The 11,612-nt window shown below is 73.4% G+C and carries 12 protein-coding genes and 1 pseudogene; 4 read left to right on the top strand and 9 right to left on the bottom strand.

Annotation, left to right across the window (positions count from 1 at the left end; translation table 11 throughout):
• Positions 1–6 precede the first annotated feature (6 nt).
• Positions 7–1,221 carry a pyridoxal phosphate-dependent aminotransferase gene (locus AC07BF_RS19925; RefSeq protein WP_380429136.1) on the bottom strand — a complete coding sequence of 405 codons (1,215 nt, stop codon included), beginning with the start codon at positions 1,219–1,221 and terminating at the stop codon, positions 7–9.
• A 97-nt stretch (positions 1,222–1,318) separates the two neighbouring features.
• Here AC07BF_RS19925 and AC07BF_RS19930 point away from each other — a divergent pair.
• Positions 1,319–1,672: pseudogene (locus AC07BF_RS19930) on the top strand (winged helix-turn-helix transcriptional regulator); the annotation flags it as partial.
• A gap of 146 nt (positions 1,673–1,818) precedes the next feature.
• Entirely contained in the window at positions 1,819–2,661 is an 843-nt protein-coding gene (locus AC07BF_RS19935) for an SGNH/GDSL hydrolase family protein (protein ID WP_363584042.1), read from the top strand.
• On the opposite strand, the gene AC07BF_RS19940 is transcribed toward AC07BF_RS19935, so the two are convergent.
• Positions 2,598–3,287 (bottom strand): GNAT family N-acetyltransferase, encoded by a 690-nt coding sequence (locus AC07BF_RS19940; RefSeq protein ID WP_363584040.1) that lies wholly within the window; start codon positions 3,285–3,287, stop codon positions 2,598–2,600. The two genes, AC07BF_RS19935 and AC07BF_RS19940, sit on opposite strands and share 64 nt — an antisense overlap.
• A 160-nt stretch (positions 3,288–3,447) precedes the next feature.
• Here AC07BF_RS19940 and AC07BF_RS19945 point away from each other — a divergent pair, with 160 nt between their 5' ends.
• Positions 3,448–4,422 carry a pentapeptide repeat-containing protein gene (locus tag AC07BF_RS19945; RefSeq protein WP_478333675.1) on the top strand — a complete coding sequence of 325 codons (975 nt, stop codon included), beginning with the start codon at positions 3,448–3,450 and terminating at the stop codon, positions 4,420–4,422.
• Positions 4,423–4,509: 87 nt separating this feature from the next.
• Here the strand turns inward: AC07BF_RS19945 and AC07BF_RS19950 are convergent, their stop codons facing one another.
• The 7 genes from AC07BF_RS19950 to AC07BF_RS19980 all read right to left on the bottom strand — a co-directional run bounded on the left by AC07BF_RS19950 (position 4,510) and on the right by AC07BF_RS19980 (position 8,799).
• The gene (locus AC07BF_RS19950) at positions 4,510–4,770 is read right to left on the bottom strand and encodes a hypothetical protein (protein ID WP_363584037.1); all 261 of its coding nucleotides are present in this window, start codon (positions 4,768–4,770) and stop codon (positions 4,510–4,512) included.
• Between the two features lie 148 nt (positions 4,771–4,918).
• Positions 4,919–5,650: a tyrosine-protein phosphatase gene (locus AC07BF_RS19955; protein ID WP_478333676.1), complete on the bottom strand. Its 732-nt coding sequence runs from the start codon at positions 5,648–5,650 to the stop codon at positions 4,919–4,921.
• A gap of 25 nt (positions 5,651–5,675) precedes the next feature.
• A complete protein-coding gene (locus AC07BF_RS19960; RefSeq protein ID WP_363584033.1) occupies positions 5,676–6,332 on the bottom strand; it encodes a TetR/AcrR family transcriptional regulator in 657 nt (218 codons plus the stop codon).
• 114 nt (positions 6,333–6,446) lie between these two features.
• Complete coding sequence (locus AC07BF_RS19965) at positions 6,447–6,770, bottom strand: hypothetical protein (protein ID WP_400334463.1); 324 nt, start codon at positions 6,768–6,770, stop codon at positions 6,447–6,449.
• Positions 6,767–7,267: a DUF6232 family protein gene (locus tag AC07BF_RS19970; protein ID WP_478333677.1), complete on the bottom strand. Its 501-nt coding sequence runs from the start codon at positions 7,265–7,267 to the stop codon at positions 6,767–6,769. The genes AC07BF_RS19965 and AC07BF_RS19970 overlap by 4 nt, the downstream gene beginning before the upstream one ends.
• A 148-nt stretch (positions 7,268–7,415) precedes the next feature.
• Complete coding sequence (locus tag AC07BF_RS19975) at positions 7,416–8,315, bottom strand: aminoglycoside phosphotransferase family protein (RefSeq protein WP_363584027.1); 900 nt, start codon at positions 8,313–8,315, stop codon at positions 7,416–7,418.
• A 64-nt stretch (positions 8,316–8,379) separates the two neighbouring features.
• Positions 8,380–8,799 (bottom strand): PPOX class F420-dependent oxidoreductase, encoded by a 420-nt coding sequence (locus tag AC07BF_RS19980; protein WP_363584025.1) that lies wholly within the window; start codon positions 8,797–8,799, stop codon positions 8,380–8,382.
• Positions 8,800–8,966: 167 nt separating this feature from the next.
• On the opposite strand from AC07BF_RS19980, the gene AC07BF_RS19985 reads away from it, so the two are divergent.
• Positions 8,967–11,456: a Tex family protein gene (locus AC07BF_RS19985; RefSeq protein WP_363630215.1), complete on the top strand. Its 2,490-nt coding sequence runs from the start codon at positions 8,967–8,969 to the stop codon at positions 11,454–11,456.
• Positions 11,457–11,612 lie beyond the last annotated feature (156 nt).

An 11,612-nucleotide genomic window follows, 5' to 3' on the forward strand; every position in this document is an offset into this window, starting at 1 on the left:
TAGGCGTCAGGACTGGCGGTACGTCGCGAGGAAGCGCCCGATGCGGTTGATGGCCGTCTCCAGGTCGTCGGCGCGGGGCAGGGTGACGAAGCGGAAGTGGTCCGGGCGGGGCCAGTTGAAGCCGGTGCCCTGGACGACGTGGATCTTCTCGCGGAGCAGCAGGTCCAGCACGAACTGCTCGTCGTCGACGATCCGGTGCACCGCCGGGTCGAGCCGGGCGAAGGCGTACAGGGCGCCCTTGGGCTTGACGCAGCTGACGCCGGGGATCTCGTTGAGGGCCTTGAAGGCGACGTCGCGCTGTTCGGTGAGCCGGCCGCCGGGCAGCACCAGGTCGTTGATGGACTGGTGGCCGCCGAGCGCGGCCTGGACGGCGAACTGGGCGGGCACGTTGGGGCACAGCCGCATGCCGGAGAGCATGGTCAGGCCCTCCAGGTAGTCGGCGGCGTGCTGCTTGGGCCCGGAGACGACCAGCCAGCCGCTGCGGAAGCCGGCCACCCGGTAGGCCTTGGAGAGGCCGTTGAAGGTGAGGGTGAGGACGTCGTCGGCGAGGGCGGCGAGGCAGTGGTGCTCGGTGTCGTCGTAGAGGATCTTGTCGTAGATCTCGTCGGCCAGGACCATCAGCTGGTGGCGGCGGGCCAGGTCGAGGATGCCCTCCAGCAGTTCCTTCGGGTAGACCGCGCCTGTGGGGTTGTTGGGGTTGATGACGACGATGGCCTTGGTGCGGGCGGTGATCTTGGCGGCGATGTCGTCGAGGTCCGGGTACCAGTCGGCCTGCTCGTCGCACAGGTAGTGCACGGCCTTGCCGCCAGCCAGCCGGACCACGGCCGTCCACAGCGGGTAGTCCGGCATCGGGACGAGCACCTCGTCGCCGTCGTCGACGAGCGCGGTGACGGCCATCTGGATCAGCTCGGAGGCGCCGTTGCCGAGGTAGACGTCGTTGACGCCGACTCCGGTCACGCCGCGCTGCTGGTAGTACTGCACCACCGCGCGGCGGGCGGGCAGGATGCCGCGCGAGTCGCTGTAGCCGTGCGCCTTGGGCAGGTTGCGGATGATGTCCTGGATGATCTCCTCGGGCGCCTCGAAGCCGAACGGGGCCGGGTTGCCGGTGTTCAGCCGCAGCACGCTGTGCCCGGCCTCCTCCAGGGCGTTGGCCTGGTCGACCACCGGGCCGCGGATCTCGTAGCACACGTTGTTCAGCTTGCTGGACTGCCGAAACTCCACTTGCGGCCTCCCGACCGTCACCACCGCATCGTTGCTGATGCTTTGTTCTACCAAGTTGGCACTTGGAAAGTCCAACCTTTTGGCTATGCTGATCCGCATGTCACGCCGAAGCTACGACCAGTACTGCGCCGTCGCCCGCGCCCTGGACGCGGTGGGGGAGCGCTGGAGCCTCCTGATCGTCCGTGAACTCCTCGGCGGCCCGCGCCGCTACACCGATCTGCACGCCGACCTGCCCGGCGTCTCCACCGACATCCTCGCCGCCCGGCTCAAGCAGTTGGAGGGCGACGGCCTGGCCCTGCGCCGCCGGCTCGAACGGCCCGCCAACGCCACGGTCTACGAGCTCACCGAACGCGGCCGCGAACTGCGCCCGGTGATCGAGGCGCTGGGGGAGTGGGGCCTGCCCGCCCTCGGCGAGCAGCGGCCCACCGACGCCGTCCGCGAGCACTGGTTCACCCCCCGCACGGCGGACGACGGGGCGCCCGTCGCGGGTTAGGCGCAGATGCCGGTGTCGGTGCCGGGGTCCGATGCCGGTGCCCGGACCGGCCGCGCGTAGCATCGTCGGGCCACGGAGCCATCGGAGGAGAGCGGAGACCGCCCGTGCCCACCACCTACCGCAGTTACGTCGCCGTCGGGGACTCCTTCACCGAGGGCATGTGCGACGACCTGCTGCCCGACGGCCACTACCGGGGCTGGGCCGACCGGGTCGCCGACGCGCTCGCCGCTGAGGCCGGCGCTGACGGCGGCGACGGCGGGTTCCGCTACGCGAACCTCGCCGTCCGCGGCAAGCTCATCGGCCAGATCCACGACGAGCAGCTCCCCGCCGCCACCGCGATGGGCGCCGACCTGGTGACCCTCGTCGGCGGCCTCAACGACGCGCTGCGCCCCGGCTGCGACATCGCCCGGGTCGAGCGGCTGCTCGGCCGCTGCGCCGAGGAACTGCGCGCCACCGGCGCCACCGTGGTGCTGTTCACCAGCACCGACCCGACCCGCAGGATGGCGGGCAGCGCCCGGCTGCTCCCGGCCATCCTGCGGATGAAGGCCTTCGTGCACGAGCTCGGCCAGGACGAGGGCGTCGCCGTCGTCGACCTGTTCGCCGCTCCCTGCTTCGACGACCGCCGGCTCTGGGGCGAGGACCGCCTGCACCTGTCGCCCGAGGGCCACCGCCGGGTCGCCGAAGGGGTGTTGGAGGCGCTCGGCCGCCCCGCCGCCTTCGACTGGCGCGCCCCGCTGCCGCCCGCCGCCCCGCCCGGCCGGGCCGAGCGGCTGCGCGCCGACGCCCGTTGGCTGGGCGGTCACCTGGGGCCGTGGATCGGCCGCCGGCTCACCGGGCGCTCCTCCGGCGACGGCCGGCCGCCGAAGCGGGCCGAGCTGCTGCCCTACTCGGCTCCGGACCCGGCTCCGGCTGCGGGCGCGGCGGCGGGCACGGCCGCGGGCTCGTAGACCAGGCTCGCCATCGAGGAGCGGGTGGTCCAGCCGAGCGAGGTGTAGAGCGCCCGGCCGTCCGGGGTGCCGACCAGGACGGCGGTGTCGGCGCCCGCCTCGTGCCCGGCGCTCTGGAGGGTCCGCATCACCAGGGCGCCCAGGCCCCGGCGCCGGTGCTCGGGCGCGGTCAGGATCTGGTCCGGGACGGCCACGGGGCCGGCCAGGCCCGCCTGGCCGCGCGCGGCGAGGTGTCCGGCCTCGGTGCGGACCAGGGTCCGGACGGTCCCGCCCCGGGTCCAGGTGGTCACCGTGTAGCCGGCCGGCACCTCGGGCCGCTCGGCGCTCAGCGGGAGGGTCATCAGGTACCCCGGCTGGTCGAGCCGCCACTGCGGGCCCAGCCAGGGCCGGGCGACGGCGTCCTCGATGAACAGCTTCAGCCAGGTGCCCGGTGCGGTGGTGGCCTCGGCGATCTTGCGGACGTCGGGCTCGGCCGGCTCGGGCAGCACGTGCCGGGCGACGTGGCCGACCACGCCGACGTCGATCGTCCAGCCCCACGGCTCGTCCACCGCTTCGGCCGCGCCGCGCGAGACGCTCCAGCCGGCGATCCACATCCGGACGAGTTCGTTGATGCTCGGGTCCTGCACTCCTACCCCCGTATGCCATATGCGATGGGCGCGCACCTCGTAATAGGTGCACTGCCAGTTGACACCTTACCGATGGTGGGGCGGGTGTGGCCAGTGCCCAGTAGGCTTGGCAGTTCGACGCACCGGACGGCCGGTGCCCACGCTGGAAGGACCACGCGACGTGCGCGAGACCGAGCCGCCGCAGCACCCCACGGCGGCTCAGCCGACCGAGCTGCGCTCCGACTGCACCAGCTGCTTCGGCCTCTGCTGCGTCGCCCTGCCCTTCGGCGCCGGCACGGACTTCGCCGTCGACAAGGCCGCCGGCAGCGCGTGCCGCAACCTGCAGACCGACTTCACCTGCGGCATCCACGAACGCCTCCGCGACCGGGGCTTCCAGGGCTGCACCGTCTACGACTGCTTCGGCGCCGGGCAGCGCGTCTCCCAGGTCACCTTCGGCGGCCGCAGCTGGCGCGAGGCACCGGCCGACGCCAAGCCCATGTACGACGTCTTCCCGGTGGTGCGCCAGCTCCACGAACTGCTCTGGTACCTCACCGAGGCGCTCGGCTACGCCCCCGCCCGCCCGGTCCACGCCGACCTGCGGCAGGCCCTGGAGGAGACCGACCGGCTCGCCGGCGGCACCCCCGAGGAGATCCTCGCCGTCGACGTCCCCGCCCACCGGCAGCGGGTCAGCGACCTGCTGCTGCGCGCCAGCGAACTCGTCCGCGCCGCCGTCCCCCGCCGCCGTGAACACCGCGGCGCCGACCTCTTCGGCGCCCGTCTGCGCGGCGCCGACCTGCGCGGGGCCAACCTGCGCGGCGCCCTGCTCGTCGCCGCCGACCTCAGCGGCGCCGATCTGCGCCTCGCCGACCTCGTCGGCGCCGACCTGCGCGACGCCGACCTCTCCGGCGCCGACCTCACCGAGGCCCTCTTCCTCACCCAGGCCCAGCTGAACGCGGCCCGCGGCGACGCCACCACCCGCCTGCCGGGTATCCTCACCCGGCCCACCCACTGGCCCGCCACGGCCTCCGCCCCGGTGGCCTCCGCCCCGGTGGCCTCCGCCCCGGTGGCCTCCGCCCCGGTGGCCGCCGCCACCGGCGCGCGCGGCCCCCGCAAGCCGCGCAGCGGCGGCCGTCCGGGCGGCCCGCGCCGCCGCTAGCGGCCGCCCGCCGCGACGACCGGGCCCGCCCGGCAGGTGTCTGCCGGACGGGCCCGGTGCCGTCCGCGGACGGCTCGGTGCCTGGTGCTAACAGCTGTGCGCGGCGTCGGGGCGCTTCGCCGCGATGTACGGCTTGCCCATGTGCGCCACGACGTCGGCCGGGCAGGTCTTGATCCAGTTGGTGCCCGCGGCGTGGTTCTTGACCTTGGCGTCGCTGCAGTACTCGACGCGGTCTGCGGTCTTGAAGCACTGGTAGCCGGGGTACCCCGCCGCCGAGGCGGTGTTGACGCCGGCGAACAGGCCGGCCGCGGCCAGCAGGGCGACGGGCAGAACGGAACGCATCCTCATGGTTTTCTCCCGTTGGTTCGTCTGGGCAGTGGCCCGATCCTGGCAGCGCGGCGGAGGCGGGGGCAACGCGGCATGACATGTTTAGGTCAACCTTTGTTCGAGTGAACTCCCTTTATCTTCCTGGCCGTTGACGGTCCGTCGGGTGATGTCAGGCGGTGAGCAGGCGGGAGCGGAGGGCGGCTGTCCGGGCGGGGGAGAAGCCGAGGGTGCCGGTGGCGTAGCCCTCGACCGAGCCGTGGCGGGCGGTCAGGTCGGCGAGGGCGAGGCGGATGACCGTCTCGGGGGCGCGTCCGTAGCCGGGCCAGCGGAGGGTGCGGCCGGGATGGGCGGCGTGCCATTCGGCGACGAGGTGCGGAGTGGCCAGCTCGGTGAGGGCGAAGTCGGCGGCGACGTCGTCCTCGGAGACGCCGAGCAGGGTGAGGACCAGGGCGGCGATGAGCCCGGTGCGGTCCTTGCCGGAGGCGCAGTGGAAGACCACGGGCTTCTCGGCGGCGGCGATCACCTCCAGGGTCTCGCGGATCTCCTCCACCCCGTCCTCGGTGACCTCGGCGAAGCGGTCGGCGAGGTAGCGCCAGGGGTCGACGTCCGGGTCGATCTCGGCCTGGTCGTAGGTGCGGTGCTCGATCGAGAGGTTGTGGTAGACGAGCCCTTCGTAGTCGGGCACCCGGCCCTTGGCGGCGATCTCCCAGGGGTAGCGGAGGTCGATCACGGTGCGCACGCCGAGGGCCTGGAGCCGGTCGAGGTCGGCGGGCGAGGTGAGCTTGCCGAGCGAGTCGGAGCGGTAGAGCAGGCCCCGGCGGACGGACCGGCCGTCGGCGGGGTGGCCGCCCAGGTCGCGGAAGTTGTGCAGCCGTTCGAAGGTGAGCTGACGCGTTGTCATGCGCGGCACTCTAACCAGTGGGGCCTCAGCGCCCGGTGGGGCCCGGGTGCCCGGCGCCTTCGTAGCCGGCGGTGAGGAGTTCGAAGGCGCGGTCGGCGTTGGTGGTGGCCTCGAAGTGGAGTTCGTCGGCGGTCCGGCCGTCGTCCCGGATCCGGTGCCAGTTGTGTTCGGCGAGGACCCGCTGGGTGGCGGTGACCTGGGCGGCGAGGAGGGGGGCGGTGAGGCGCCGGGGCGGGGCCAGGTCGGGGGCCTCGTGCAACGCCCGGGCGAGGGACTGTTCGGCGCGGGCGAGGTATTCGGCGCCCCGGGCCTTCAGGCTCGGCGTGGAGTACACCAGATCGCTGAACGCCAGGACCCGGGGGTCGTCGTTGAGCCCGGTGATGGGGTCGCGCCGGGCAAGCCCGTCCAGGAAGTCCCGGTGCAGGGCGGCCAGCACCGTTTCGCCGGCCGCCCGGCCGCGGACCACGCCGGCGGCCTGGTCCTGGTGGTCGGCGAAGCGGTGGACGACCAGGTCCTCCTTGGTGGAGAAGTAGCTGAACAGCGTCGGCTTCGACACCTCGGCGGCGGCCGCGACGTCCGCCACCGAGACCGGGTCGAAGCCGTGCTCCAGGAAGAGCGCGATCGCGGCCTCGGAGATCGACCGTCGCGTCCGTTCCTTCTTCCGTTCCCGCAGTCCGCTCATGGCGTCAGGCTAGCAGCAGGCCTTGACCCGGGCAGATTTCTGACCCGGTATGACATTTACCCCGGGTGGGATGTCGCCTGCTGCCCGCCATCAGCTGCTCAGGAGTTCAGGAGTTCAGGAGCTCAGCGAGTCCAGGATGCGGCGGATCGACTCCACCACCGGGGCGCCGGCGGCGGCGAGGGCGGCGACGCCGGAGATGTTGCGCAGGGCGCGGCGCAGGGTGGCGGGCGGGGTGGCCTGCCCGCCACCGAGGTCCGCCAGCGACTCGTCCAGCACCTCGCGGTCCTCGGCCGGCACCTGCTCGCGCAACTGGCCTACGGCGGCGATGAGTTCACGCATCGCGGCCTGCGGGTCGGCCGGGCCCTGGTGCTTGATGATGCCGATGTTGTGGTCGCCGTGCTGGGTGACCGAGTCCCCGAAGTGGATGCCGCCGCTCACAGACTGACCTTCTTCCCGGTGTTGTGGTCGCCGTACTGGTTGATCTGGTCGCCGATGTGGACGTTCTCCACCTGGAGCGCGAACTCGGCCAGCGGGTTGTCGATCGCTTCCATGATCAGCTGGATCAGGTTGCCGACCTGCTGGGCGTCGTGGCTGACCACCGCCGTGTTCGAGGAGCTGGAGGTCTCGATGATCAGCTGGTAGACCGTGCGCATCTGCAGCCGCTTGACCATCCGGTAGAGGCTGGCCGCGAAGAGCGCGAGCGCCACCAGGCCGATCACGTTCTTGGTCGTCTCCTGGTTCGCGCCGCGCCCGAGCAGCGAACCGAGGAGGGCGGTGGCCACCAGCAGGCCGATCACCTGCCGGGCGAACCGGATGATCACCCGCGTGCGCTTGGGCGGCAGCAGCTGGAACCGCCGGGCCCGGGCGATGTTGTGGAGCGGATAGGCGTCGCCGCCCACCCACAGCACCCGCCGGCTGACTCTGACGTCGATCACACTGCTTCTGCGTGCCAAGTCGTCCCCCTACCCGTAGTGGCGGGGAGAACCATAGCAACGGCCGCCGACGGTGCCGACGGGAGTGCCGCCCCGCTGGTCAGGCGGCGGTGCGCGGTCAGCATCAGGGCCCGGTCGGCAGCGGGGCCGGTCAGGTGCTGCGGTCGGCGAGCACCTCGCGGACGACGTGACGGGCGTTGGCGGTGAGGCCCGGATTGGTGTGACGGTAGTAGGGGATCGTCACCAGCGCGATGGAGAAGGCCCAGGCACGGCCGCGGGCCCACGTGGCGTCATCGGCGTGGAGTGCGGCGCGGAAGGCGGGGCGGGCCGAGGCGGGCAGCAGGTTCCAGGCGACGATCAGGTCGGCGGTGGGGTCGCCGACGCCCATCAGGCCGAAGTCGAGGACGGCGCCGAGCCGGCCGGACCGGTCGAGCAGGAGGTTCCCGGGGGTGAGGTCGCCGTGCATCCAGGAGGGCGGGCCGGCGTACTCGGAGAGGCGAAGCGCCTTGTCCCACAGGGCGGTTGCGGCGTGGGTGTCGACCGCTCCGGCGAGTTGGGCGATGGCCGCGCGGGTGGCGCCGTCGCGGGAGGCGAGCGGGACGCTGCGGTGGCCCGCCGGGCCGCCGGCCGGGTTGACGGCGCGCAGGGCGTTGACGAAGGCGGCGAGGTCACGGGCGAGCGCGCCGGGAGCGGCGAGGGCGCCGACGACCGGGTTGGCGCCCTCGAACCAGCGGAGCACCGACCACTCCCAGGGGTAGCCGGCGGCGGGCCGGCCGACCGCGACCGGGGCGGGTATCGGCCGCGGCAGTCGGGGGGCCAGCGCGGGCAGCCACTGCTTCTCGCGGCGGACGTCCCCGGCCGCCCATTCCACCCGGGGGAGCCGGACGGCGAGTTCGGGCCCGAGGCGGAACATCGCGTTGTCCGTCCCGGTGGAGGGGACCGGCGTGACCGGCAGCCCGACCCAGTCCGGGAACTGGGCGGAGATCAACCGCCGTACCAGGGCCGCGTCGATGACCAGTCCGTCGGGGTGCATCCGGGTGGCAGCGCACATGCCCGGCAGCGTACAGCGCGGATCGGTGCCCTTCAGCGGATTCCCGGAATGCGTACGGCCGGCCTCAGCTCAGCGTGACCCGCACGCCGATCGTCCCGCCCCTGCCGAAGCGCAGCACGTTCGCGGTCAGCGCGATCGCGCACAGCAGCCCGTACTTGCGGCGCAGCAGCTTCCGGTAGGCGGGCGCGCGGCCGGGGTCGAGGACGGCGGTGGCCGGGACCTGCTCGCCGAGCAGGGTGCCGCGGATGTCGCTCGGCCCGACCAGCACGTCGGAGCGGTTGCGCAGCCGCTTGACCTTGCCGGTGCGGGTGACGGTGGTGAAGACCAGCGCGTCGCCGTCGCGCGCCACCCAGACCGGGGTGGGCACGGGGGTGCCGTTCTTGCGGTGGGTGGTGAACAGCAGGTACTTGGCGGCGGCGAGTTCGCTCAGCCGGGCGGCGGCGTCCGGCGCGCGGGAGGCGTCCAGTGCGGGGGAGGTGTCCATGCGCGTCAGCGTAGGAAGGCGCAACGGGGCACTGCTTGAGTCTGGTTGGGGCCGCGGGCGGAGGGCGCCACGCCCGGGCGCCCCGGGCGCGGCCGGGAGCTGTCCCCGGTACCTGCCAGAATGCAGGGCGTACGGCGAAAGCACTGAAGGAGAAGGTGACCGGCTTCGTGACCACGCCAGTCGAACAGGTGGCCCGGCAGGCCCAGCAGGCGATCGAGCGCAAGATCGCCGAGGAACTGGGCGTTCGCGACGGGCAGGTGAAGTCCGCCGTCGAGCTGCTCGACGGCGGCGCGACCGTGCCCTTCGTGGCCCGCTACCGCAAGGAGGTCACCGGCTCCCTGGACGACGCCCAGCTGCGCACCCTGGAGGAGCGGCTGCGCTACCTGCGCGAGCTGGAGGAGCGCCGGGCGGCCGTCCTGGAGTCGATCGAGGCCCAGGGCAAGCTGGACGACGCGCTGCGCGCGCAGGTGCTGGCCGCCGATTCCAAGGCCCGGCTGGAGGACATCTACCTGCCGTTCAAGCCGAAGCGGCGCACCAAGGCGCAGATCGCCCGCGAGGCGGGCCTGGAGCCGCTCGCCGAGACGCTGCTCGCCGATCCCTCGCAGGATCCGGCGGCGCTGGCCGCCCGGTTCCTGAACGAGTCCGTCGCCGAGCCGGCCGCCGCGCTGGAGGGCGCCCGGGCGATCCTGGTGGAGCGCTTCGGCGAGGACGCCGACCTGGTCGGTTCGCTGCGCGAGCGGATGTGGACCAGGGGCCGGCTGGTGGCCACCGTGCGTGGCGGCAAGGAGCAGGACGGCGCCAAGTTCGCCGACTACTTCGACTTCGCCGAGCCGTACACCAAGCTCCCCTCGCACCGCATCCTGGCGATGCTGCGCGGCGAGAAGGAGGAGGTGCTGGACCTCGACCTCTCGCCGTACGACGGTGAGGAGGGCGATCTGCCCGGCGAGAACGACTACGAGCGGCGGATCGCCGCCCGCTTCGGCATCGCCGACCACGGCCGCCCGGCCGACAAGTGGCTGGGCGACACCGTCCGTTGGGCCTGGCGCACCCGCGTCCTGGTCCGGCTCGGCATCGACCTGCGGTCGCGGCTGCGGGCCGAGGCGGAGGAGGAGGCGGTGCGCGTCTTTGCCGCCAACCTGCGCGATCTGCTGCTGGCCGCGCCGGCCGGCACCCGCGCCACCATGGGCCTGGACCCGGGCTTCCGGACGGGGGTGAAGGTCGCGGTGGTGGACGCCACCGGCAAGGTCCTCGCGTACGACACGATCTACCCGCACCAGCCCGCCAACAAGTGGGACGCCGCGCTCGCCTCGCTGGCCGCGCTGGCGAAGAAGCACGACGTCGACCTGGTGGCGATCGGCAACGGCACCGCCTCCCGGGAGACGGACAAGCTCGCCGAGGACCTGCTCAAGCGCCACCCCGAGCTGAAGCTCACCAAGGCGATGGTCAGCGAGGCGGGCGCCTCGGTCTACTCGGCCTCCGCCTTCGCCTCGCAGGAGCTGCCGGAGCTGGACGTGTCGATCCGCGGCGCGGTCTCGATCGCCCGCCGCCTCCAGGACCCGCTGGCCGAATTGGTCAAGATCGACCCGAAGTCGATCGGGGTCGGCCAGTACCAGCACGACCTGAGCGAGGTGAAGCTCTCCCGCTCGCTGGACGCGGTGGTCGAGGACTGCGTCAACGCCGTGGGCGTGGACGTCAACACCGCCTCGGCGCCGCTGCTGACCCGGGTCTCCGGCATCACCGGCACGCTCGCCGACAACATCGTGGCCCACCGCGACGCCAACGGCCCGTTCCGCACCCGCCGGCAGCTCAAGGACGTCTCCCGGCTGGGCCCGAAGGCCTTCGAGCAGTGCGCGGGCTTCCTGCGCATCCCCGACGGCGACGACCCGCTGGACGCCTCCAGCGTGCACCCCGAGGCGTACCCGGTGGTGCGCCGGATCCTGGCGTCCACCGGCGGGGAGCTGAGCGGGCTGATCGGCAACGGCGAACGGCTGCGGGCCCTGCGACCGGGCGACTTCGCCGACGAGGTCTTCGGCATCCCGACCGTCACCGACATCCTCGGCGAGCTGGACAAGCCCGGCCGCGACCCGCGCCCGGCGTTCCGCACCGCGACCTTCAAGGAGGGCGTCGACAAGATCGGCGACCTGGAGGTCGGGATGGTGCTGGAGGGCGTGGTCACCAATGTGGCCGCGTTCGGCGCCTTCGTCGACGTGGGCGTCCACCAGGACGGGCTGGTGCACGTCTCGGCGCTGTCGAGGACCTTCGTCAAGGATCCGCGCGAGGTGGTCAAGCCGGGCGACATCGTGAAGGTCCGGGTCGTCTCGGTGGACGTGCCGCGCAAGCGCATCGGGCTGACCCTGCGGCTGGACGACGAGGTCGGTCGCGACCGGGGCGGCGACCGCGGTGACCGGGGCGAGCGCGGCGAGCGTGGTGGCGACCGTGGCCGGGGCGGCGAGCGCGGCGACCGGCAGGCCCGCCCGCCGCGCCAGGAGCGCCGGGGCGGCGGCCAGGACCGGCGCGGCCAGGGCGGCGGCTCCGGCGGTTCGGGCGGTTCGGGCGGCGGCGCGCCGCTGGCGAACAGCGCGATGGCGGACGCGCTGCGCCGGGCGGGCCTGACCGGCGGCGACGCCTCGGGTGACCGCCGCTCCGGGCGGCGCTGAGCGGTTGAGGCGCTGAGCGGCTGAGCGGCTGAGCGGCTGAGCGGTTGAGGTACTGAGGTGCTGAGCGGCTTATCGCCGCGGGGGGGGGGGGGGGGGGGGGGTGGGGCCCCCGGGCCACGTCTGCGCTGGGGGGGGGGTGGGGTGGGGCGGGGTCGG

The sequence above is a fragment of the Kitasatospora sp. NPDC043950 genome (genome assembly GCF_056435345.1).

Coding starts and splice junctions, on each gene's coding strand:
- AC07BF_RS19950 (WP_363584037.1), bottom strand. CDS start 4,770: ATGAGGATGCGTTCCGTTCTGCCCGTCGCCCTGCTGGCCGCGGCCGGC.
- AC07BF_RS19955 (WP_478333676.1), bottom strand. CDS start 5,650: ATGACAACGCGTCAGCTCACCTTCGAACGGCTGCACAACTTCCGCGAC.
- AC07BF_RS19960 (WP_363584033.1), bottom strand. CDS start 6,332: ATGAGCGGACTGCGGGAACGGAAGAAGGAACGGACGCGACGGTCGATC.
- AC07BF_RS19975 (WP_363584027.1), bottom strand. CDS start 8,315: ATGTGCGCTGCCACCCGGATGCACCCCGACGGACTGGTCATCGACGCG.
- AC07BF_RS19980 (WP_363584025.1), bottom strand. CDS start 8,799: ATGGACACCTCCCCCGCACTGGACGCCTCCCGCGCGCCGGACGCCGCC.